This window comes from uncultured Thalassolituus sp. (assembly GCF_950066645.1).
In the GTDB taxonomy this organism is placed as follows: domain Bacteria; phylum Pseudomonadota; class Gammaproteobacteria; order Pseudomonadales; family Oceanobacteraceae; genus Thalassolituus.
The window spans coordinates 47,254-70,749 of record NZ_CATMFB010000005.1; the positions used below are offsets into that span (position 1 = coordinate 47,254).

The window sequence follows — 23,496 nt, forward strand, 5'->3', positions numbered from 1 at the left end:
CGCCCCGGATTCAACACAGCTGGCGCGCGGCGAAGGTATAAGGCATGACAGATCAGAACTCTCAATCCCCTATCGGCGAAGGTACTGTCGTACCGACGAGTGGAAAAGTCGGCTTTGTGTCCCTGGGCTGTCCGAAGGCCCTGGTGGACTCCGAACGTATTCTCACTCAGCTGAAGCTGGACGGCTATGATGTCGTTAACAGCTACGGCGACGCTGACGTTGTCGTGGTTAACACCTGCGGCTTTATCGACGATGCCAAGCAGGAATCTCTCGACGCCATCAACGAAGCGATGAACGAAAACGGTCGCGTTATCGTCACCGGCTGTATGGGGAAAGGCGCCGATGCCGAGCTGATTAAAAGCAAGAACCCCGGCGTTCTGGCCGTCACAGGCCCACAGGCGTATGAAGAAGTCATGACCGCCGTGCATGAATGGTCGCCAAAGAAAGCGGAACATAACCCATTTACCGATCTGGTTCCGCCACAGGGTGTTAAGCTGACGCCACGTCATTATTCCTACCTGAAGATTTCTGAAGGCTGCAACCACAGCTGCACCTTCTGCATTATCCCGGACATGCGTGGGAAACTGGTCAGCCGGCCAGTGGGCGATGTTCTCGAAGAGGCGAAACGCCTCGTCAACGCCGGGACAAAAGAACTGCTGGTAATTTCTCAGGACACTTCCGCCTACGGCGTCGACCTGAAATACCGCACTGGTTTCTGGGATGGCAAGCCCGTGAAAACCCGTATGCTCGAACTCTGTCAGGAGCTGGGCAAAATGGGCGTCTGGGTTCGCCTGCATTACGTTTACCCTTACCCTCACGTGGACGAAGTCATCCCGCTGATGGCTGAGGGCAAAATTCTTCCGTATCTGGATATCCCCTTCCAGCACGCCAGCCCACGGGTTCTGAAACTGATGAAGCGTCCTGCACATGCAGAAAACACGCTTGAGCGGATCAGAAAATGGCGGGAAATCTGCCCTGAACTGGTACTGCGCTCAACCTTTGTTGTGGGTTTCCCGGGCGAAACCGAAGAAGACTTCCAGACGCTTCTCGACTGGCTTGATGAAGCGGAGCTTGATCGTGTCGGCTGCTTTAAATACAGCCCTGTGGACGGTGCTAAGGCGAATGACCTGCCAGACCATGTACCCGAAGAGATTCAACAGGAACGTCACGACCGCTTTATGGAGAAAGCTCAGGAAATCAGTACCCGTAAGCTGGCGCGCCGTGTTGGCACCCGCATGACGGTTCTGATTGATGAAGTAGACGAAGAAGGAGCGATCGGCCGCACGGTCGCTGACGCACCCAATATCGACGGCATGGTTTATCTGAACGAATTCTTTGACTGTCAGCCGGGTGACTTCGTCGAAGTAACCATTGAACACTCGGATGAGTATGACCTTTGGGGTTCACCGGTTAACGCTTGATTGGATCCCCGCCTTCGCGGGGATGACACAGCCTCTGCCGTTCCCGCCAGGGCGGGAACCCAGCCCCCTGAAGATCACCCTGCCAGCATAGAATCCAGATCTTCCTGCGATGGCATAAACCAGTACGAGCCGGTCAGTGCATCGCTGTAATCCATCATAGCGTCCGTCACGCCGTCGGTTTTCCCCAACATGCTGTCGATAACATGGGTAAAGCGCCCCATATCGCAGGCAAACGCGAGAAAATACAGTCCTTTGTCTGAACCACCACCGTAGGGGGTTCCGCGGCGGTACATCTTCATCGGAACATCCTCGACGTCGATATCGGTGCGCCCCACGTGAGACTCAGGCGGCAGTTCCGCGCCTTCGAGTTCAATGTTCGTTTCTTTGGTACGACCGATGACTTTTTCCTGTGCAACCACACTGAGGTTCAGGAACGGCTCAAGACGGTGTGTCCATTTCTGGCCAAGTACAAACGCGCCTCCGGCCCCTTGCTCACCCTCAGGGATAAGCGCTGCGGCACGCTTTTTTTCGTCTGTCCCAGGGTTACCCGTTCCATCAACAAACCCCGTTAAAATTCGGGCGTCACGGGTTTTAAATCCATCGAGATCCAGTACTAGCTCAGCGAGAGGTTCCAGTGCCTGAGTGACCTGCACGACGGCATTCATGATATCGCCACGATCTTCCCCTACGATCCATACAAAGAGATCTCGTTGGGTCGCTGGCATGACGTGGCCTTTTGCGGAAGAAAGCGCCGTGAAATCCTGCAGGCCAGACGGCGTCCAACCCGGACCCAGTCTTTCCCAGGTATGTTTACTGAAAGCGAAAAGAATGGCGGCGCCCTCTACGGGGGTAGCAGCCGCTTTTAGTGCTGAGCGGATGTCCTGATCGGTCGCATTATTAAACTGATATTCAAGATACTGTGCACTGCGGCCTGGCTCATTAAAAAGTCCCGCTTGTGGTGTTGCCATGCTCCACTCCTGATGTTTGCTATCGCTTTATGATAACGACTTCAGACTTCAGGAGCGAGTGTCAGCCCGCCTTTGCGTTGTAATCATTGGCCCAGGTCAGGAAGCCCTGCGCTGGCATTGAGCGACTGAAATAAAATCCCTGAACACAGCCGCACCCCATCTCTTTGAGAATAGATAATTGCCTCTCATTCTCAACTCCTTCTGCCGTCACACTGAGCTTGAGCACATTGCAGAGTGCAAAAATGGCCCGGCATATTTCGGTATCACTTTCACTGTCCGGCAGGTCTGTAACGAAACTCCGGTCAATTTTGACACGGTCAAAAGGCAACGTTTTGAGCCGGCTCAGTGAAGAGTATCCCGTACCAAAATCATCAATGGCAAACCGCAGACCGAGCTTACCAAGAATCTCCAGTTGCTCACGGGCACGATCATTATTCTGGATGGCGGTTTCAGTAATTTCGAGCTCAATGCCCGACGCCGGAACATCATGCCGGATCAGGGTATCCCTGACGATGTCAGGGAAGCGTTTGTCGTTTAACTGACGGGCCGAGACATTGACCGAAACGACCATGTCTTTATACCCCGAATTTATCCAGCTACGCAGTGCCTTACAGCTTTCATCAAGCACCTGCGCACCCAACTCCAGAATCATGTTGCTCTGCTCTGCAATCGGAATAAATCTCTCCGGCGGAATAACGCCCAGATCGTGACTGTACCAACGACACAGTGCCTCTGCCCCATATATCCGATGATTTTTCAGATCAATAAGAGGCTGAAATTCGACGCAGATTTCCTGATTATTGAGGGCTCCTTTCATATTCCGCTCAATTCTGAGCTTCTCGCCGGATTCCATAGCGAGTTTAAAATCGTAAAAGTAATAGCAGTTTTTGCCCATGTGCTTAGCATGAAACAAGGCGGTATCTGCAGCCGTGATCAGCTCTTCATGAGTAGACAGACTATTACTTGAAATGGCGATACCAATACTTGCGGAGACCTCGACAACTTCACGCGCCAGCGTCATGGGAGAAGATACCGAGCGCAACAGCTTGGACGCCATTACTTTAAGACCTTCTTCATCATCGACGCTGGGTACCACAATCACAAACTCATCACCGCCGACCCGGGTAACAATGTCATCGTCTCTGACCGAGGTCACAAAGCGCTCAGCCACCTGCTGTAGCATTCGATCTCCCTCGGCATGCCCCAGGGTATCGTTAATGGCTTTAAAGCCATCAAGGTCTATGTACAGCACAGCGACCTGCTCACCTGTCTCTTCACGGCGACTGAGGGCTTCTTTTAACGTCCGCTCAAGATGAACACGATTTCCCACACCGGTCAGTGCATCCAGAAAAGCCATACGCGCGAGACTTTTTTCAGCCCGCCTCAGTTCACCGATATCTGATATGGTGAATACGTAGTTGCTCAGCTGCCCCTGATCATCAAACACTCCAGAGATATGCTCCCAGGCGGGAAAACGCCCACCCGCTTTTTTATTGCAGCCAATTTCACCATTCCAGTGGTGAGATCCCTTTTCTGTGAGGCGGGGATAAAAGTGATCGCTGTGGCGGCGGGCATGTAAAAATTCATCGGGGTCGCGCCCGATGATATCGTCCAGGGAAAACCCCGTGATATCAAAAAAAGCTGGGTTGGCAGTTGTTACCTTGCGGTATTTATCCGTGATCAGTATGCCTTCTGACGTTGATTCAAAAACGGCTCGGGCCTGACGCAGTTTTTCCTGCGCACGAAAGTCGTCTTCAACATCGCGTACGACACCAATCACCCTGCGGCTGCCATCGTTCCACTCAAAAACCGCGGCGAAAACCTCTGCATGATCGTAGTCTGCTCCTTCTTCAAACCGCATTCTGATCTGACAGTGAATACGGGAAGAGGCCTTCAGGTTGTCGTAAATAATCGAGCGATCATCGGGATGTACTTTCTCGACCAGTTTATCGAGTGACTGACTGAACACGCCTTTGTCTGCAGGAGGTTTCCCATCCGCCACCATGTCACCGGTCGGGTCCCACTCCCATATCGACATTTTTGCGGCATCAAGCGCCATCCGCAGTCGTTCATCAGAACGCCGGAGTTCTTCGTCCGTTGAGTGCTTGGCGAATGCAACCCGTATAGCAGCATCCAGTTCGCGCTTTTCATAAGGCTTAATCAGATAACCGTACGCTTGGGCTTTCCCTGCTTCGTCGACGATATTCTTATCCGAATATGCAGAGAGAAAAATAACAGGAATAGAGTGCTCTTCGACAATTTTCGCGGCAGCTTCGGTACCCAGCATGTCTGTTTTCAGGTGAATATCCATCAATACCAGATCGGGTTTCAGCTCTTTCGCTGCGATGATGGCATCTTCTCCAGTATCCGCTGTTCCGACCACTTCGTAATCAAGATCGGTGAGTGCCATTTTCAGATCAAGCGCAGTGATGCGCTCGTCTTCAGTAATAAGAATTCTTCGCTTGCTCATTTCCTGCCCGCCTGCGTTGCAAACCGGAACTCAAAACGCGTGCCTTCCGAGCGGATCAAGCTCAGTTCAGCTTCCAGTTGCTCTGCCAGTCCGGGGATTAACTGAAAACCCAGTGACCTTGTGGTACTCAGCTCAACATTTTCGGGAAGGCCAATGCCGTCGTCCCTGACCATCACTTCTGTCATTTTTTCATCCTGAATAAGACTGATTTCTATCGTGCCGCTCTCCCGGCCGATAAATGCATGTTTTATGGCATTGGTAACTAATTCATTGACTAACAGACCGAAAGGCAATGCCTGATCCATCATCAGGTAGACCTGACCATTATCTGAGTGGATATCGATCGAAATATGACTGGTTACCCCGGTATAGCTCCGACGCATCAGATCACACAGGTTTTTCAGATAGGAAACCGCCTCGATCTGCTCATAGCTTTTCTGCTCGTACAGCTGCTGGTGAATCAGCGCCATAGCCTTAACGCGCCCCTGACTCTCATCAAAGTGTTTGCGCACATCTTCCGGCACACCGCGCGACTGAAGATTCAGCAGGCTTGAGACCACCTGAAGATTATTCTTCACCCTGTGGTGTACTTCATTAAGCAAGGAGGTTTTCTCCAGCAAGGCATCGACCAGGCTTTTCTGGATATCCTTCTGGATGGACACATCCATGATTGTGGCGAGAATCCTCGTCCCCTCCGGGAATTCCAATGGCGTCAGCCCTACCTCGACCGGAAATCGGGAGCCATCCCGGCGCTCAGCAAACAGCTCGCGCATGGCGGCCATCGCTCGTGGCTGCGGCATATTCTGATAACGGGTGCGGTCGTGGCGATGGCGTTCTCTGTGGCTTTCGGGCACCAGATCTTCGACCTTCAGGTCATACATCTCATTCTGTTCATAGCCAAACATTTCCGCGGCGCGGCTGTTCACCAGCGTAATTGCTCCGCTTTCATCAATCATCAGCAAACCATCTGCCGTGGCCTCAAATACCCGACGGAAGCGCTCTTCACTGAATCTGAGCTCGCTTTCCCGGTCAATGCGCTCGGTAATGTCGTTTGCCGAAGGAATCAGGTAGGTAATGCGGCCGTTGGAATCGCGTAACGGTGAGAGCATAAAGTCGATCGTGATGCGAGTGTCGCCGATCGTCCGCACAACCACATCGTAGCGGACTGTCTCTCCTTCAGACGCCTGCAGCACGGCCTCTTTTAACTGACGTTGCACGGCCGGTGAATAGTTCCACCAGAAGCAGTCCCAATACTTTTTGCCAACGACGTCATCAAGGGTAATTCCTGCAGCTTCAAGCGGTGAGCGATTGGCATCGACGACAGTGCCGTCCGGAGTCAGAATCCCCACGAAGGTAAACAGACTGTCGATGATTCTCCGTACCAGATCATGCGACTCGCGACGCGCCTGCTCCAGAGCATATTCCATGGTGTGATTGGTCGCGGTAGCCAGCACCCCTATGGTCTGGCCCTCTTCGTCTTTGATCGGCAGATAGGAGGCTTCCCAGTAGTCCTGACCGTTTTCTTCACCAGGATTAAACTTCAGATCGGGAAGGCCGATGCCGGTTTCGAGAACAGCGGTAAGCTCAGGCACAATCGCCGGTGCCAGCGAAGGTAATACATCCCAGACCGTTTTTCCCAGATGGTCTTCAGCGCTCATACCGTTAAAACCAGCCAGCGTCTGGTTGATATGCCGGTACCTGAGTTCGTGGTCGAAGACAGCAATACCCAGGTCGGTACTTTCTAATAAAGTATCGAGCGCGCCAGCTTTCAGCTCTGTTAGCCCTGCATCCTCTGCCACTGCCATCGCTTGCCCCGTCATCCGGTTAACTGTAACTAAAGGTTAGCTGATACGCAGAAAGACGCCATTTATGGCCCCTGCGCAACATAAGTGATCCTTTTATGTACAGACAACGCTAACACGCAGCACCCGGGCACCCTATCAGAACAATGTATTAGAAATGTACACCCGCTTACGAATGACCATCGGTTTGAGTCTTATCGACGCTGAAGAGTTTCGCCCGGACCTGTTTGCGGTACTGCCCCGGAGTCACCCCACTCTGCTGGCGGAAAGTACGGACGAAATGGCTGGAGTCTGCGAATCCACACAGCTGCGCAATCTCAGTGATATCGAGGTCACTGCTTTGTAACCATTCCCGAGCGTGACGGCACTTTAATTGCTGCAGATACAGCCCGGGGGCTGTTCCTGTTGCCTTTCTGAAGCGGCGCAGCAACTGGCGCTCGCTTAGCCCGGCAAGCTCTGCCAATCGGGAGGAATCCAGTGAAGATTGCCAGTGTTGATGCAGATACCCCTGCACCAATGCCATCTCTTCATCTGCATGGCTGGGAGCGTCAGCCCGGAATACACGCTTCTCAAAGGGGTTGCGGACTTCCGGAGAAAACTGTTGCTCAACGGCACGAGCGATATCCACACCAAAGACGATACCGATCAGATGAATCATCAAATCTGCGCCAGAGTTAATACTAGCGGCGCAATAAATCCGACCAGACTGCGTCAGCAGATGATCGCGCTGCAGTCTGATCTGCGGAAACCGCTGTGAAAAGGCATCCAGCGCATGCCAGTGTGTGGTGGTCGCCTGACCATCAAGCAGACCCGCTGCCGCTGGCAACCAGGCCCCCGTGCCTATGGTCATAATCGCTGCGCCTTCGGCATGCCGGGAAGTTAACCAATCCAGAATCTCACGCTGCTCTGCTCCCGACTTACGGGGGTTCCGCCACAAGGCCGGTATAAGGATCAGATCGGTTGCTGTCACTTCACTGATAAGCCGGTCCTGGCGAATACCAAACCCGCCCAGCGGGGTTACGCGCTTTTCCAGCCCCAACGTCTCAATCACCGGGCGCACCGTCTGTGACCTGTTGACTGCGCGATGACGGGCGATCGCCGTCTCCAGCATTTCAACCGGCATCGCCAGGCTCGAAAAGAGCATCTGATCCAACATCAGCAATGACACACGTTTCAGCATCTTCAGCCCCTGAAGAGTCTTAATTGATCAATAATATGTCTTTATTATTCTATATTAACAAGACTCACCCGGCGCACACTGTGCAGGCACACAACCTGAAACCGCCGGAGGCCGCTGTGTCTGAATCCAGAATCGACATCACTGACGTAGTTATCGCTGCTGCAGGAGGCATCAATGCAGCAGGACGCAGCTCCGGCCACCAGGCATTCCGGCGTGTGGTTTTTGACGCCCTCTCACCCGTGCAACAAGCACAGCTATTGAATGAAATCGCCAACCTGACAGAGCGCCCGCCTCATGAAGCTCTGGAGGGCACACTGGTCCGGCGCTGGGACAGCGATTGTCCGCAGCTGCGTGGCTGGAATCCTGAGGCCATGCTCTATCACGAAGTCATTGATAGTGAAAAATCGAACATAGATAACGGTATAAAAACTTATCGCGAAAACCACCGCCGTTGCGATGTACAAAGTGCCGGGCAACTCCCCCGGGGCTTCAATCTGTCGGGCTTATATAACTCCCGCCATCATCCCCGCGGTTTACAGATGGCACTGTATGCGGCAGCTGATGCGCTTGGAAATCTTGGCATGAGCGCTGATGACATCAAACAACACCTGCACCCGGATGATATCGCCGTCTATATGGGCTCGACCGCAGGTCAGCTGGATATGGAAGGCTTCGGCGGCATGCTCTGTTCTGCCTATCTCGGCCAGCGTAATACTTCACGCCAGTTACCGATGGGTATTTCGACCATGCCGGCCGATTTTATTAACGCGTATCTGCTCGGTAACGCCGGCAGCACAGGCAGCAACAACGGTGCCTGCGCCAGTTTCCTCTATAACCTGCGCATGGCGCTCGACGATATCCGCAGCGGACGCCGCAAGCTGGTGCTGACAGGCAACAGCGAGGCCCCACTGATTCCGGGGATCGTTGAGGGCTTTAATGCCATGGGCGCCCTGGCGACCGAAGAGCGATTGAGAAAACTGGACAATCTGAGCGACGATCAGCAGCCCGATCTGCGCAAAGCGTCACGCCCTTTCGCGCAGAATGTTGGCTTTACCATGGCCGAGTCGGCGCAGTGCTTTATTCTCACCAGCCGTGAAACCGCACTGGAGCTGGGCCTCAACATTCTGGGAAGCGTCGGTGACGTCTTTATTCACGCCGATGGCCATAAGCGCTCTATTTCAGCCCCCGGCATCGGCAACTACATCACCATGGGAAAAGCCCTGGCGAGCGCAGAACGCACCCTGGGGAAAGGCTGCTTAAATCAGAGCTTTGTTCACGCCCACGGTAGCAGCACCCCGCAGAACAGAACGACCGAATCCGATATGTTCAGCCGCCTGGCAACAGCATTTGATATTGAAAGCTGGCCAATTTGTGCAGTTAAAGCTCACCTCGGACACTCGATTTCCGCCGCTTCTGCCGACCAGCTATTGATGACGCTGGGAAGCTGGAACTACGGTATTCTGCCCGGTGTTACGACAGCCCCGGAAGTGGCGGCTGATGTCACACTTGAGCACCTGGAGATTCCGTTCGCCCACACCCACAAAGAACAGAGCGACATCCAGCTCGCCTTTATCAACAGCAAAGGATTCGGCGGTAATAACGCCAGCGCTTGGGTGCTCAGCGGACAGGCAAGTCGCGATCACCTGCAAACTCTGGTCACGCAGAACGAGTGGCACCAGTACATCGCAAAAAATGAAAAAATACGCGAGAAACAAAAAGCGTATCTGAGCGCCGTCGCTAAAGAAAACATCCCTCTGCCGTACCGCGACAAAGAGAATCAGCCAGAGCCAGATGACATTGAATTAAGTGCAGAAGGTATGAAACTGCCGGGCTGGAAAGCGAGAATTAATTTCTAGGGAATCCAGCGCAATACAAAACATCCATCAAAATGGAATCACACTGCCATCCCAGTGCAGTAAGCGCCCGTTCTGTGCTGCGTTCAAACCGCGCATTACGCCAATCAAACGCTCCGCCGTCTGCGCTTGTGTATAAAGCTTGCCATCTGCAATGCCTGCCTGAAATGGCTTTGACAAGGCTGATTCTGTAGTGCCCGGGTGTTGCGCCACAACCACACTGCCCGGTGCCTTACGCCCCCATTCAATCGAGAGATTCCGGATAAACATGTTCAGTGCCGCCTTACTCATGCGGTAACTGTACCAACCTCCGAGACCGTTATCCTCGATACTGCCCACCATCGCCGACAACGACACCCATTTGATGGGGGCGGTACGCGTGACCTGCGGTGCAACCGCCTGCGCTAAATGAATATGCGTCTGCACATTCACCAACATATTCTGCTGCAGCCACTCTGCCGTTAACTGCGACAACGACTTCTCCGGCATATTCCAACCGCCGTGAAGGATACCCGTGCAACAGAACACGGCATCGACCGGTCCGCGTTCTGCGAGAAACCTCGAAACCTGATCAGCAGACTCGGCTGAAGTCAGATCGCACACCAGATGCGTCGATGAAGGCTCGCCCGAGCGACTGATCGTCAGAACCTGATCACCCTCATCACTCAGCTTTTCAGCAATCGCGGCGCCAATGGCACCGGATGCCCCTGCTACCAATACTCTCATCGCCGCTCCTTCATCTGATAAATGGATCTCTACGTTCGTGAAGATGACAGAGGCTGGTCATTCCAGTGCCCACAAAAAAGGCGCGAATCGCGCCTCTTCATTGTAAGGAGGTCTCTCCCCACAAAACGACTGTATTATGTAACGATCAGAAAGGTACATCATCGTCAAAATCGTTATACGCCTGCGACGGCGCCGGCTGCTGCGCAAACTGCGGCGCATCACCCATGCGCTCAACACGCCAGGCCTGCAGGCTGGTAAAGCACTTCTCAGGCTTACCCGGAGCATTCCAGAGACGGCCGTTCAGGTTGAACTGCACCTGCACTTCATCGCCCGGCTGAAACGTATCCATCAACGCACACTTGTCCTTAATCAGCTCCAGCGCCACATAGTTAGGGTACTCTGGCTTCTCGCCTTCACCAGTCAGTTTGATCACAAACTCACGCTTAGTGAACCCGTTCTGCCCGAACGACTGCGTGTCACCGATGGTGTGAATCACACCCTGTACTTCAAAACCTTTGGCCATGGTCAGCTCCTTAAAAATAATGGAGCCATTGTAGGGGGGCTGACCGATGGGTACAACCGCGCCGGCACTCAGCCACTGATCTCCTGCAGACGCTGCGCTAACTGGATAGAGTTCTGACTCATAGTATTGAGCGCACTGGCGTCCTGATTACTCTGGTCAGACAGCTTGCGGATACGCTCCGCCAGGCTGCTGATCATATAGGCGCGTGCATCCTCGCGTATCAGCGGCTAAGCCACTAATGACGTCACGAGATAGATACCTACGACTGACGACACCAGTAGCGCGCCGGCAAGAATACGGATTCGGGCAGAAATGAGCATAGATACTCAACAAAAGAGAAACTCATATCCTCTTGAGTGTAGACAGCCTATAGCGGTTGTCCCGGAAGAGCATGTTCAGACAGGACATTGTGGCCTGTGAGTCATGTGAGAAGAAGATGACGAGTCGCCGGAAAAGCACGCGCAAAAACGACATTAATTAGTAGGTTGAAAAGACATACAGCCCCTTGAGTTTATTTGAGTCGTAAGCTGCCCTGAATGCCTCAGAGCCATACAACGTGTAGCAGGCACAGTCGCTTGTTACAGTCGCTCATTGCCACTAACTAATCATCCACACCTGTTTCAAACGCTCCACCGTATGATCCCATTTTTTATCGCGTGGCCGGGCGATGGTGTTCTGATTGCCGAACAGGCCCACTTCACTGAATGCTGTACTCTGCGTTTCCGTATGTAGCCACTTTACGCCCACAAAAAACTCAGCGTTGTCTTCGCCAACGTCTTCTGCACGGGCGTAACTCCCTTTCAGGGTCATGCCTTCTGTGATGAATTCATCGGCCATAACGGCACTAGCGGTAACTTCAGCTACGCCGACATAGCCGGTACCGGGAATATTCACCCATAAACGATCACCCGGTGAAACACCCAATAAGGTCTTGCTGTACCAGCGACCACCGCCTCCCGAAACAAAACCGTATTCAATCGCATCTTCCCAGTTTCTACTGCCCGGCCCAGCGCCAAAGCTGCAATAAAACTCGCCATTCCAATGGCCTTTGGCCGAGGTGTTTACGGCGTGTTCTTCGGTTTCTAACGGGTCAATCATCCAGGCACGGCTGAGGTATTGGTGGCCGTTATCTTCAAAGACAGAGAAGAATACCGCGTTCACCGCGACGCTGGCTTTGTCGTTCAAGTAGGTAATAATCCGTTCGGTACTGGCGTCCAGTTCTGCGGCAACAATCACCATCTGGTGCGAGCTGTTTAATTCATCTTCAGACAACACTGAAGAAAACTTCTGACGGAATGCTTCATCGAGCGATTGACTACTCAAGCCCTGCTTAACGGCAAAGTCTGAATAGATACGCGACAGGCGGTCACTGCTCAGTGTTTCGACCCACGAGGCATAATCAATCGCCTGAGCGACTACATCTCTCGGGGTGCGGTCTTTTTTCAACTCAATCACAATGACCGAACCGCGGGCATCGACCGCCAGAAGATCAATCTTTTTACCAAAGTCGGTCGTGACCTGCTGGCCGATCAGCAACCAATGCGCATTCAGAATCGAAATATCCTTAACAATCTGTTGTTCGAGCAAAGCTTCGTTCTCAAGCTTGATCTCACGCAACGCCTGAGGTTTGGTATCTGCGCTTTGACTGATCTTCCATATTCCTTGCTGGACGGCCATTAGTACTTCTCTCCGAATATCTTTAATTCCCAAGCCTTGAATACCGCACTCAAAAAAACAACTTCCCTGCCATACGATCCAAACGCTCTTTCGTAGTCTCCCACTTAGGCATCACCTGCCCCATCAAGCGATAGAACCGCTCGCTATGGTTATGTTCAGCAATGTGACACAGCTCGTGCAGAATCACGTAATCAATACAGTCTCGTGGCGCTTTAACCAAATGAGGGTTCAGAGTGATTCTGCCATTAGGCGAACAGCTCCCCCATTGGGTCTGCATAGTAAGCACTCTGATCGGTGGCCGTTCTTCAACCCAAAGCGCTTGCTCCAATACGGCATCAAGGCGCTTGGCGAAGGTTTCTTTTGCCCGCAGCCGATACCAGTCTTTTAACAGCTCAGCGACTTTCTCCTGCGATTTATTTCTGACGGTTACTTCTATCGAACCGCGCAGCAGTTTTACTGACTGCTTCACTTCAGGATCTTCAATCACTTTGAGCAGATATTGCTTACCCAGATAGTAATGACTCTCGCCACTAACGAACTGGCGTGGCTGATAGTCTGCCAACTGTGTTTTAAATTCTGAAAGCTGCTGATAAATCCACCGGCCACGCTTTTTAACAGCAGATAACACCGAATCCCGGCTGGCGGCTTCTGATGCCAGTGCAACTACCCGGCAATCCGGGTGTACTTTGATCAATACTTTTGAGCTTTCGGACTTTCGAGCCAATCGGGTGAACGAGATTTTTTCGTCCCCGTAATAAAAGCTCATTAACTCGCCCTTGGGGCGAACTGGCACGTTCATAGGTTACTTATTGCTCAGGCCAACACGAGTAATCTGCACGATCAGCTCAACCATCTTTTTCACTTTATCCAACCCGGCGCCAACGTCTTTGCAATACTTAAACAACATCGGCAGCAACTTAGTACGGATATCAGCCTCAATATTCTGTGGATTAATTGAGTTCTCTGCGACGGCGGTTTCTACCTGGCGGTCTACCTCAAACGCCAGTTCGACCCAACGGTTCTGAACCTGCTCATCCATCACTGCCAGCGCCTCTGGTAATACCTTCTTGAAGATACCAAAGTATGCCTGTGCATGACGATTGCCCGAGAAAGCATCCGGCAGATCATCCAGGCGCCGTTCCTGAACTTGCTCTTCAAAGTCACGGAACAACATGTACTGCTTCAACGGATGATCGAACAGCGCCTCGGCCTCTTCAATCGCCTGACGCAAAAGCTTTGAGAACTCCTCCTGCGCGTAAGGGTCATCCTGAAGATCCTGCTCAATCATCTTGGTAACACGGGTTTTGATGATATCGGTTTCGTTGCGGGTCTTATTGTCAGTCCAGTTTTCAGGTTTCTGGCTTTTACCCATATTGCCGACGTCGTACTGGCCACCGGGCTCACGAACTTCAACTCCCACCACATGTTTGTCGATGAGTTGTTTTACTTTTTCTGCATACTCGTCGTAATCAATCCGCTCGCCCGTATCGCGCTGAATGGTCTGACGCAATGACGTCATGGCTTTCAGGGTTTCTTTATAATGGTGGCGATCTTCATCGGTGAAGCTTTTGTCTTCAAAGAAGATCACCGACTGCAACGCGACCTTGAGGCAACTGGCAAAGGCCGTCAGCGCCTGATAGAAGTCTTCACGTTTCTTCAAGTTCACATCGACCAGCTCGCTTTGCTCACCTGGAACTGACGATTCTCGCTCTTCTATTTTGGGCACCAATGCCTGTCGCATAGATTCGGTGTCAGCTGTGTTTTTCACCCCATCGAAGATAGCCCAGAGCTGCTTATACAACTGCGGTAAGCGTTTGTATTCCGTGCTCATCTGGTTGTAGAGGCCAGCAATATCGTCAATATCGTAGCCGCCTTGAGTACGCGAGGCTAAATCCTGATATTTCTGTATCGTGGTATCCAGCTCAGAAAGTATCCCGCGATAGTCAATCAGATAGCCAAACTCTTTCTTCGGATGCAGGCGGTTAACACGCGCAATGGCCTGAATCAGGTTGTGCTCTTTTAATGGCTTGTCGATATACAAAACGGCGTTCTTCGGCTCATCAAAGCCCGTCAGCAGTTTATCCACCACGATCAAAAGCTTAAGTGAATCGTCTTTATCAAAACGTTCAATCAGATGCTTGGTGTACGTCTGTTCGTCTTGTGTGCCAACGTGCTCTTTCCACCACTGCGTCACTTCGGGTGTACCGGATTCGTCCACCGCCGTATTACCCTCGCGGGTATCCGGTGAACTCATCACGACCGCCGACTCAAATAAGCCTGCTTCATCCAGGTATTTCTTGTAGCGAATCGCCGATGCTTTGCTGTCACAGGCGAGCTGGGCTTTCAAACCATCGTCGACGTTCTTCACAAAATGGTTAGCGATATCCAGCGCAATCAGGTGAATGCGTTCCTCCGCGCCGTACACCTGCCCTTTTTTGGAGAACTTACGTTTAAGGTCGGCCTTCTGCTGATCCGTCAGGCCTTCAGTAATGCGCTCAAACCAACGGTCAATCGCCCGGTCGTTTACATCAATATCGGGGATGCGCTCTTCGTACAGCAAAGGCGTTACGGTTTTATCTTCCACCGCGCGCTGCATGGTGTAGGCATGCACGATCGGGCCGAATTTATTGGTGGTTTTATCGTCTTTTAACAGTGGCGTGCCGGTAAAGGCCACGAAAGATGCGTTGGGCAAGGCCAGCTTCATGCGAATATGGTTTTCGCCACCCTGACTGCGATGGCCTTCGTCAATCAGTACGATCAGATCAGCACTGTCGTTATGACACTCGGGCAGCTTGGTGGCCGAGTTAAACTTCTGAATCAGCGAGAACATAATGCGCTCATTGCCTTTGCCGATCTGCTCTGCAAGGCGAGCGCCTGAGGTCGCCATCGCCGCGTCTTTGTCTTTCGACGTTGCCAGTTCACCACCGCTGGCGAATGTTTTGCTGAGCTGAGTTTCAAGGTCGACCCGGTCAGTAACGACCAGAATCCGGCATTGTTTCAGACTGTCGTGAAGGATCAGCGCCTTACTCAGAAACACCATAGTGAACGACTTACCCGACCCCGTGGTATGCCAGATAACACCGCCCTCACGACCGCCAGCAGAATTGCGGGTATTGATCCGGTCAATTAAGCACTTGATGCCAAACACTTGTTGATAACGGGCAACGATTTTACCGACCTTCTTATCAAACAAAGTGAAATAGCGGGTCATTTCGAGCAAGCGCTCAGGGCTGAGCAGACTGATCAGAATCTTATCCTGCTCAGATACCGCTAGCTCGCCACTGCTGATCAAGTGGTCATACCAGTCCAGATCGTCCGGATTACGATGGCCAAACAGCCCTGCTTTTGTGGCGTCATCCAAACGACGATTTTTGATGGCGAACATCTCAGCATCCGAGATGTCTTCTTCACGCCAGGCCGCCCAGAATTTCAGAGGCGTGTCACAGGTGCCATAGCGGCCATCAATACCGTTAATCGAGAACAGTAGCTGGCTATACGCAAATAACTGTGGGATTTCATCATGGCGCTGATTACGCAACGACTGCGAAATACCGGCTTCAATGGTCGGGCCTTTGCGGCTACTGCCATCCGGGCGCTTGGCCTCGATAACAACTAAAGGAATACCATTCACAAAGCAAACGATGTCGGGGCGACGGGTATCCTGCGCCGACGACCCCGCACCACCCGAGCAGGTAACAATAAACTCTTCGGTAAAGGTAAAGCTGTTATTGGCAAGATTCTGCCAGTCGATAATGGCAATGGTCGGGTTGGCCTTACGGCCATCGACAAATTCAGTGACTGAAATGCCATACAGCAGATGATTATAGAGTCGCTCGTTAGCACGCAGCAGGCCTTCGTTCAGAGCTGGGCTGCAGATCTCCGCAATCAGGTTATCAATGGCCTTCTCTGACAACGGATAGCTCTTGCCAGCAAAGGTAAAGGTACGCTTCTGAAGCTCGCTGCGTAACACTGAGCGCAAGACGACCTCATCGGTTTTGCCGCCACGGGCAGCAAGCGCCTGTTCAGGCGAGAGAAACGACCACCCAAGATTGGCCAACAACGTCAGCGCCGGTAGCTTGGCACTGTATTCTTCCTGAAATTTGGGAGCGTGGTGTTCCATTCGTTATCCTTACTGCTGTGGCGGCTTCCAGTGTAACAGCTCTTCTATATCGTTCTCTCCGGCCTGCTCTTTCAGCCGCCGACGATGTTCTGCAAAGCGTTCATATTCGGCAGTTGCTTTGGCATCAGCGTCTTTTTTACTGATAGAGCCAGCCCCAACCAGGACATCTCTGTCATTAAACTGAAGAAACTGATCCAGCTTACTCTGCCAGTCCTGTAAGAACACCTGCTGACGTCGCTCAGCCTGATCTTCGGCAAAGTCTAACCACATGGTGACGATACGGTTAAGTTCTTTGATTTCTGGCTCGGTGAGGTAGTTCTTAGCCGTGACAATATCGCCCTTACGCACTTCTGTGCCTTTAAACGTGTTCAGCCCCATATTTGGCTGAGACGCATCAGCACGGCTATGAATCAGTTCAGCGGCGGTATGACCAGAGCACGCATAGTGCAGCTTGTTCTGAATTGTTTTAAAGAACTGCGTGGTCTCTTTCAGAGACGGCTCGTAGTCTGCAGCGAGGGCAAATATCTCGCGTACGCGCAGGTACATCCGGCGTTCGCTGGCGCGAATATCGCGGATACGTTCGAGCAGCTCATCAAAGTAGTCTGGTGCTACGGATGCGCCGACCGGAGGGTTCTTCAGGCGTTCATCATCAATAACAAAGCCCTTAACCAGATACTCCTGAAGTGTCCGCGTCGCCCACTGACGGAACTGGGTTCCGCGGGTGGAACGGACGCGGTAGCCGACGGCTAGAATAACCGACAGGCTATAATGCAACCGCTTGCGACTGACCTTACGCGCGCCCTCAATCTGAACTTGTAAGTAATCCTTACAGGTTGAGTTTTGATCAAGTTCACCCTCTTCATACACCGCACGTATGTGTTGGGTAATCGCTTGCGGAGTCACTTGATACAGGTCAGCCATAGCGGCCTGAGACAACCATAGGGTATCCGACTCAAACCGACATTCGACCCGCGCCCGGCCGTCGTCTGTCGTAAACACCACGAACTCGCCAGCTGGTGGTGTCGATGGTTGATTGGTCATGTGCGGCTTCTCCTTACGTTGATAACCATTATATTACCGACGCTGACCAGAAAGACTTAACACCGAGAAAGCGTCTTTAATTGGCTTCCAGACATCATCCGGAACTTGATGATGCTTAAAATATCGCTGAAGGTCAGTTCTCCAACACTCCTCTGTAGTTTCATCGACATGAATAAATTTTTCAGCACTTACGTCACTTTAACGCTTTAGCCAGAAATCATCCTATACGCTTTTGCTCTCTCTCGATCAGTTGCTGCCCTTTGACAGAGAGCCCCAGTAACTTTGAAAGTTGCTGTTTCTCTTTGTACCCCACTGGGAACATATATATGTGCTGCACCACCAACTCTTTGAGAATTCGAGTACATACGTGATTGCCTTTGAGTCTCGCCATGCTGAGCTCAATACTTTTCATATCAATACGCTTCAAAAAGTGTAATTCGATCGATTGTTTAAGTAGCAACATCGCTGGTGTTGATTCCTTTTCTTCGATGGATCTATATATTTCCATCGCCTCCTTCGAACCTACCGAAGTTGCTATCTTTCTGACTACGTTATTGATTACACCGTATGTCAAATGGAGATATGCATTCTCAGCATGCCTTTCCACCTCATCATTAGATAACTCAGGGTTCTCTAAAAGGTGACTTGAAATAACTTTAACAATTTCGTTCTTTGCAATATCCGACATTGCTATAAAATATTTCAGAAATCGAAGACCGGCATTAATCCCATTTTCAGCTAGAACGTGCAGCGACTCTCTTTTCAAAGAGGCATGCCGGTTTTTTATAATCTGACCAGATATTTCCATACCTTTTAAAGTCTTGTTTATATCAGCTAGGATCTCCGTAGATTCCAACTCTTCATTATTCGACCTAGCTCTCTCATTCTCATCAAGCTTATGGTTATAATCATCCCGCTCCCGTTGTATTTCACGTTGTTCAATAATTAGTTCTGGAATTTGCTTCATGAAATCGCTCATGAACAACAACTGATCTTTTTCAAGAGTAGCGGCGGGATGTTCATCAAAAAGATCTGATAATACGGACTGAATTTCATTAATCACCCAACCATCTCGAGTGTGATGGGCAACGAAAATTAATATATTTGCGTAATCTTCACGGTGCAGATTTTCCAAGAGAACAGTAACCTTGCTCCGAACCTCTTTATTCTCCAAATACGATTCAGAGATCTTCTTCCCAACAAAAAAGTAATATATGTATGGATACTTAAAACCTGTCCTAAAATCCTTGACGTTCAATATTGACTGGCTAGACAACTTAGATAGCACCACTTCCTTATCAACATTGAGATACACACTACAGTATTCCTCAAAAAAATTATCCAGTTGGACAGTATTAGGATTCTCTTCATTTGAAAATATCCACCAAGCTAGCTCGGTCAATATATTCAGATACTTATCAAATTCACGCTCGTTAATTTTGGCACTCTCGAAAGCCTGATATATCAATTGCTGATAGCAATGACCATGAGATGAAAGCTCTAAATTTAGCTTAGATTGAGCCTCGTGCATCTGAAGAAGCATCAATATATAGATTGGTTTAGGGGGGACAATATTTTTCTTAACGACAGAGTTTATTGTTTCCTTCATCTCGTCACACTTTGTGTAGAGATCTTCATCGGAGATAGTTTGCTCAACTCCCAATGATATCCACTTCTGAATGACTTCCTCGCGCTTTTTATTACCCAGACCAAGCAACTCAGCTCGCGCGAACTCGTCCAATCCTGGTACTTCATCTATTAGAAGAGAAAATGCCAACTGGTGCGTAAATACGCATCGCTCGGAAAAATCACAAATTTCACTTATAAATCGATCCCGATACTTACTATTCAATGCAATGTCGTCGATATTGTCTACCATAACAACGATATCATCTGAATTCTTAAATTCCTCAAAATTCAAGCCATCATATTGTCGCGCCACTTCTTTTCGCAATATAGCTTCAGGATTCGCATTTTTAATATCACTACCATTGATTATCAAAGGAATCATTGACTCCTTTAGAAACTCTCGATAGTAGTACTTCAATAAAGATGTCTTACCCTGCTGCTCTTCACCAAACACCAGAAAACGATTGAATTCCTTCGGTAATCTGCATGCACTTCGATAACTCCGTAGCTCCGAAGCCGAGTCGTCTTCAACTTCAACATCCGGTACAGTATAAATGTCTGAAAGCTGAACTCTATCGACCATGCGATGAGTTAGGGCAATTTCAGTGTCTTCCAACCAATCTAGTATTGATGCGCTAGGGCATACACCTTCACTTTCAACTATAGCTGGGGCCTTTGGTTTGACCGGCTCAAACTCTTGTATGAGGTTTTTTATTCCTCTAATTACATCAACCCAAGCTTCATCTTGATCATCCCACAACGAGACAGGTCGAGCATCCTTTGGCAGCCCCTGTAGCGCCGACAAAGGAGAATCCGACCATTCAACAGAGCGAACCACAATCGGTATCAGTTGAGCTTCCGAGGCTTTGTGCATTCTAAGCGCCGTTTCCACCTCTACATTCACACAATAGTCGGAACTCAAAAAAGAAGAACTTATCAGGAAAAGAATAATCTCTGATCCTTTCAAGTTCTCATCGATTTGGTCGCTCCAATCTGTACCTGGTATGATCTTCCTATCATTCCATTCGCTAATAATTCCCGATCTTCGAAGTCCAGACAGGTGCTCAGTCAGACTATCTTTAAAACCTTCATCTTTGTGGGAGTAACTGATAAATACTTTTTTAGACATCTTTAGTCCTTTAATTAGCCTTAACTCTTCGCTTACCCGTCAACAACTGCTGCATTAGGGCTTTTTTCTCTTGCTTTAAAGCATCAAGTTTCTGTTGCAAAGCCGAGATTTCTTGATCGGCACTGGAAAGTACGGTAGCGATTTTTTGTTGCTCTTCTTTCGAAGGAAGCGGCACTTTCAACGAGAAGAAGTCTGCAGGTTTAACATTCAACAAACCGTGAGCACGTCCACCTTCATGAGCTACTTGGCTGAGCCCTTTATTCATAAGGCCAGACTCAAAATAATGCTCCCAGTAGTCACTGTCAGCATTGTTGACGTCCGACAGTTCAAAGCAAATGTATAAGGTGGTAACGACGCCATCGCGGTAACGGTTCAATCGTTTGATGGCACCCATCGGGTAACCATTTGAGTAGCTTTTGTTGTAAGCGAACTGCCCCTTCTTCAGCAAGAAGTATCCGTCGAGTGTTTCTGAAGCAACAGTTTTCTTGAAAAAGTCTTCTTGTCGAATCAATCCGTGAACCCCTGAGATGGTTACAACATTTGTACTTTGACCATTGTTCTTCTCGGTAACCCGTTCAAAAACTGATGACAGCTTAATCTCGGCCCACTCCCCCTCAAACCTAACCCCACTCTCATCCAGCAGGCGCTTCTTGCCTGTGAGCAGCTGTTGCATCAGGGATTTTTTCTGCTGCTGGCTGTTGGCAAGCAGTTGTTCGGTGGTGGTGATGGCCTTGTCCCAGGTGGAAAGGATTTGGGCGATTTTTTTTTGTTCGGAATATTCTGGATGAAAGATTCTTAACTTTTTTACTTCAGCTATATTGATCCCTTTGACGGCCTGTCCAACTGTGTTCAGATCGATTTGCTGTTGAACGCTTGGCGATTGCAAAGCGTAAAAAACGTACAATGGGTCATCATCGCCACACACTCTAATCCTTGCTGTATCCTGAGTGATATTAGCGCCAGAGAGTGACGGTGGAACAATTGCAACTCGTCCCGTAGTCCCTCGTATTGTTAAGAGTAAATCACCTTGATTTACCTCTGCTCGCTTGTATTGATTGTGGATTTTCAAGGATGTTCGAAGTAGATCATCCTCCAAAATCCTACCTCCGATAATGTTCTTAACTTTAATCACCGGAATTCCATCAGAAACATGTTCACCCGGCTTAAGAATGCCATAGCAAATTGGAGCACGAGGCTCGACAAACGAGTCTAAAGCTGTTGTTTTATGATTAGGCACCATAACCCAACTCCTCCAGATACGTGGCCATCTCGGTTTCCAGTTCGGTCAATTGCGCTTTTAGCTGCTCACGCTCTGCACGCACGGCCATCAGATCGATTTCTTCCTCTTCTTCAAAGGTATCGACGTAGCGCGGGATGTTGAGGTTGTAGTCGTTTTCTTTGATCTCTTCGAGGCTGGCAACATAGGCGTATTTATCAACGTCGGTGCCTGCGTGGTAGGTCTCGACGATTTTGGCGATATTCTCTTGAGTGAGCAGGTTCTGATTTTTGCCGGCTTTGAACTCGCGGCTGGCGTCGATAAAGGTGACGGCTTCTTCGGTTTTGTTCGTTTTAAAGATCAGGATCGCGGCTGGGATTCCGGTGCCGTAGAACAGCTTTTCTGGCAGGCCGATCACGGCATCGAGCAGGTTTTCGTCGATCAGTTGTTTGCGGATTTTGCCTTCACTGGAACCACGAAACAGTACGCCATGTGGTACGACCACGCCCATACGTCCGCCCTTCTTGCCCTTAGATGCAGGCTTGAGGGTTTCGATCATGTGCAGAATAAAGGCGTAGTCACCTTTGGTTTTTGGCGGTACGCCCCGGCGGAAGCGGCTGAATTTGTCGTGCTCGACTTCGTCGTGGCCCCACTTATCGAGGCTGAACGGCGGGTTAGCGGTCACGATATCAAACAGTATCAGGTCGCCGTTTTTGTCGAGGAGTTTGGGGTTACGGATGGTGTCGCCCCATTCTATTTTGTGGTTGTCTTCGCCGTGCAGGAACATGTTCATTTTTGCCAGCGACCAGGTCGAACCGATGGCTTCTTGCCCGTAGAGGGCGTATTCCTTACTGCCGTGATTGGCGACGACTTTGCGGCCACATTTCATTAACAGTGAGCCAGAGCCACAGGCCGGGTCGCAGATGCTGTCGCCGGGTTGCGGGTCGAGCAGTTCGGCCATGAGGTCTGAAACTTCCGGTGGTGTATAGAACTCACCGGCTTTCTGGCCACCGCTGGCGGCGAAGTTTTTGATCAGGTATTCGTAGGCGTTACCGATGACATCGAGCGTGCCGACGCGGCTGGGCTTGAGGTTGAGTTCGTCTTTGGCGAAGTCTTCCATCAGGTGTCGTAGGATGGTGTTCTTCTGTTTTTCTTCACCGAGGCGGTCGGTGTTGAAGGAGATGTCCTGAAACACGCTTTTACCGGCGTCTTTGAGTTTGGTGCCGTTGGCTTCTTCGATGGCGTGCAGCGCCTGATCAATGCGCTCGCCGTTGCCGGGTTCGTGACGGCGATCGTACAGAACATAAAAGCTGGCTGAGCTGGGCAGTACGAAGCGTTCGTTTTTCATCATCTCTTCGATCAGTTCTGGCTCGTCGCCGTATTCTGCCTTGTAGCCGTCGTAGTGATCCTGCCATACGTCTGAGATGTACTTGAGGAACAGCATGGTCAGGATGAAGTCTTTGTAGGTGTCGGCGCTGATGGTGCCGCGGAAGGTATCGCAGGCGTTCCAGAGGGCTTTGTTGATCTGATCCTGATTGATGAGTTCTTGCTTGGTTGCGCTCATGTTTTACCACGTGTTCGGTTGGGTGATGAGCTGAGAGGCGTGATTCGGTGACAATGGCCTCCCAGCCGTTTGGTGTCGAGTATACCGGGAGTTGGGGATATTTGAATGGATTCGCGTGTGGAGGGTTATCTAAAGCGTCAGGGGCACGGAGGCACTAGCTTCTTGAACCCCTGCATT

Annotated in this window: 16 protein-coding genes; 2 read left to right on the plus strand and 14 right to left on the minus strand. The window is 50.6% G+C overall.

The window, feature by feature from the left end:
• Positions 1-44 precede the first annotated feature (44 nt).
• Positions 45-1,421 carry a 30S ribosomal protein S12 methylthiotransferase RimO gene (gene rimO / locus Q1L85_RS05890; RefSeq protein WP_300426496.1) on the plus strand — a complete coding sequence of 459 codons (1,377 nt, stop codon included), beginning with the start codon at positions 45-47 and terminating at the stop codon, positions 1,419-1,421.
• Between the two features lie 74 nt (positions 1,422-1,495).
• On the opposite strand, the gene Q1L85_RS05895 is transcribed toward rimO, so the two are convergent.
• From Q1L85_RS05895 to Q1L85_RS05910, 4 genes are all read right to left on the minus strand, one after another.
• Positions 1,496-2,389, minus strand: coding sequence for a Dyp-type peroxidase (locus Q1L85_RS05895; protein WP_300426497.1), 894 nt, complete (start codon positions 2,387-2,389; stop codon positions 1,496-1,498).
• Positions 2,390-2,450: 61 nt separating this feature from the next.
• A complete protein-coding gene (locus Q1L85_RS05900) occupies positions 2,451-4,859 on the minus strand; it encodes an EAL domain-containing protein (RefSeq protein ID WP_300426498.1) in 2,409 nt (802 codons plus the stop codon).
• Positions 4,856-6,664, minus strand: coding sequence for a PAS domain S-box protein (locus Q1L85_RS05905; RefSeq protein ID WP_300426499.1), 1,809 nt, complete (start codon positions 6,662-6,664; stop codon positions 4,856-4,858). The genes Q1L85_RS05900 and Q1L85_RS05905 overlap by 4 nt, the downstream gene beginning before the upstream one ends.
• A gap of 166 nt (positions 6,665-6,830) precedes the next feature.
• Positions 6,831-7,841 (minus strand): GlxA family transcriptional regulator, encoded by a 1,011-nt coding sequence (locus Q1L85_RS05910; protein WP_300426500.1) that lies wholly within the window; start codon positions 7,839-7,841, stop codon positions 6,831-6,833.
• A gap of 116 nt (positions 7,842-7,957) precedes the next feature.
• Between Q1L85_RS05910 and Q1L85_RS05915 the strand changes: the two genes are divergently transcribed.
• Positions 7,958-9,697 (plus strand): beta-ketoacyl synthase, encoded by a 1,740-nt coding sequence (locus Q1L85_RS05915; RefSeq protein WP_300426501.1) that lies wholly within the window; start codon positions 7,958-7,960, stop codon positions 9,695-9,697.
• Between the two features lie 27 nt (positions 9,698-9,724).
• On the opposite strand, the gene Q1L85_RS05920 is transcribed toward Q1L85_RS05915, so the two are convergent.
• From Q1L85_RS05920 to Q1L85_RS05965, 10 genes are all read right to left on the minus strand, one after another.
• Complete coding sequence (locus Q1L85_RS05920) at positions 9,725-10,420, minus strand: SDR family NAD(P)-dependent oxidoreductase (RefSeq protein WP_300426502.1); 696 nt, start codon at positions 10,418-10,420, stop codon at positions 9,725-9,727.
• A 145-nt stretch (positions 10,421-10,565) separates the two neighbouring features.
• Positions 10,566-10,943, minus strand: a complete 378-nt coding sequence (locus tag Q1L85_RS05925) for a DUF3127 domain-containing protein (RefSeq protein ID WP_300426504.1) — start codon at positions 10,941-10,943, stop codon at positions 10,566-10,568.
• Between the two features lie 68 nt (positions 10,944-11,011).
• Positions 11,012-11,140 (minus strand): hypothetical protein, encoded by a 129-nt coding sequence (locus Q1L85_RS05930; RefSeq protein WP_300426505.1) that lies wholly within the window; start codon positions 11,138-11,140, stop codon positions 11,012-11,014.
• A gap of 400 nt (positions 11,141-11,540) precedes the next feature.
• A complete protein-coding gene (locus tag Q1L85_RS05935; protein ID WP_300426506.1) occupies positions 11,541-12,620 on the minus strand; it encodes an endonuclease NucS domain-containing protein in 1,080 nt (359 codons plus the stop codon).
• Between the two features lie 49 nt (positions 12,621-12,669).
• Entirely contained in the window at positions 12,670-13,386 is a 717-nt protein-coding gene (locus Q1L85_RS05940) for a SprT family zinc-dependent metalloprotease (protein ID WP_300432565.1), read from the minus strand.
• Positions 13,387-13,422: 36 nt separating this feature from the next.
• On the minus strand, positions 13,423-16,740 hold the full coding sequence (locus tag Q1L85_RS05945; RefSeq protein ID WP_300432568.1) for a type I restriction endonuclease subunit R: 3,318 nt from the start codon (positions 16,738-16,740) through the stop codon (positions 13,423-13,425).
• 9 nt (positions 16,741-16,749) lie between these two features.
• Entirely contained in the window at positions 16,750-17,781 is a 1,032-nt protein-coding gene (locus tag Q1L85_RS05950) for a virulence RhuM family protein (RefSeq protein WP_300432570.1), read from the minus strand.
• 217 nt (positions 17,782-17,998) lie between these two features.
• A complete protein-coding gene (locus tag Q1L85_RS05955) occupies positions 17,999-20,539 on the minus strand; it encodes a toll/interleukin-1 receptor domain-containing protein (RefSeq protein ID WP_300432572.1) in 2,541 nt (846 codons plus the stop codon).
• 10 nt (positions 20,540-20,549) lie between these two features.
• A complete protein-coding gene (locus tag Q1L85_RS05960) occupies positions 20,550-21,779 on the minus strand; it encodes a restriction endonuclease subunit S (RefSeq protein ID WP_300432574.1) in 1,230 nt (409 codons plus the stop codon).
• Entirely contained in the window at positions 21,769-23,319 is a 1,551-nt protein-coding gene (locus tag Q1L85_RS05965; protein WP_300432576.1) for a type I restriction-modification system subunit M, read from the minus strand. The genes Q1L85_RS05960 and Q1L85_RS05965 overlap by 11 nt, the downstream gene beginning before the upstream one ends.
• Between the last annotated feature and the right edge of the window lie 177 nt (positions 23,320-23,496).

Coding starts and splice junctions, on each gene's coding strand:
- rimO (WP_300426496.1), top strand. CDS start 45: ATGACAGATCAGAACTCTCAATCCCCTATCGGCGAAGGTACTGTCGTA.
- Q1L85_RS05895 (WP_300426497.1), bottom strand. CDS start 2,389: ATGGCAACACCACAAGCGGGACTTTTTAATGAGCCAGGCCGCAGTGCA.
- Q1L85_RS05900 (WP_300426498.1), bottom strand. CDS start 4,859: ATGAGCAAGCGAAGAATTCTTATTACTGAAGACGAGCGCATCACTGCG.
- Q1L85_RS05905 (WP_300426499.1), bottom strand. CDS start 6,664: ATGGCAGTGGCAGAGGATGCAGGGCTAACAGAGCTGAAAGCTGGCGCG.
- Q1L85_RS05910 (WP_300426500.1), bottom strand. CDS start 7,841: ATGCTGAAACGTGTGTCATTGCTGATGTTGGATCAGATGCTCTTTTCG.
- Q1L85_RS05920 (WP_300426502.1), bottom strand. CDS start 10,420: ATGAGAGTATTGGTAGCAGGGGCATCCGGTGCCATTGGCGCCGCGATT.
- Q1L85_RS05925 (WP_300426504.1), bottom strand. CDS start 10,943: ATGGCCAAAGGTTTTGAAGTACAGGGTGTGATTCACACCATCGGTGAC.
- Q1L85_RS05930 (WP_300426505.1), bottom strand. CDS start 11,140: ATGATCAGCAGCCTGGCGGAGCGTATCCGCAAGCTGTCTGACCAGAGT.
- Q1L85_RS05935 (WP_300426506.1), bottom strand. CDS start 12,620: ATGGCCGTCCAGCAAGGAATATGGAAGATCAGTCAAAGCGCAGATACC.
- Q1L85_RS05940 (WP_300432565.1), bottom strand. CDS start 13,386: ATGAGCTTTTATTACGGGGACGAAAAAATCTCGTTCACCCGATTGGCT.
- Q1L85_RS05945 (WP_300432568.1), bottom strand. CDS start 16,740: ATGGAACACCACGCTCCCAAATTTCAGGAAGAATACAGTGCCAAGCTA.
- Q1L85_RS05950 (WP_300432570.1), bottom strand. CDS start 17,781: ATGACCAATCAACCATCGACACCACCAGCTGGCGAGTTCGTGGTGTTT.
- Q1L85_RS05955 (WP_300432572.1), bottom strand. CDS start 20,539: ATGTCTAAAAAAGTATTTATCAGTTACTCCCACAAAGATGAAGGTTTT.
- Q1L85_RS05960 (WP_300432574.1), bottom strand. CDS start 21,779: ATGGTGCCTAATCATAAAACAACAGCTTTAGACTCGTTTGTCGAGCCT.
- Q1L85_RS05965 (WP_300432576.1), bottom strand. CDS start 23,319: ATGAGCGCAACCAAGCAAGAACTCATCAATCAGGATCAGATCAACAAA.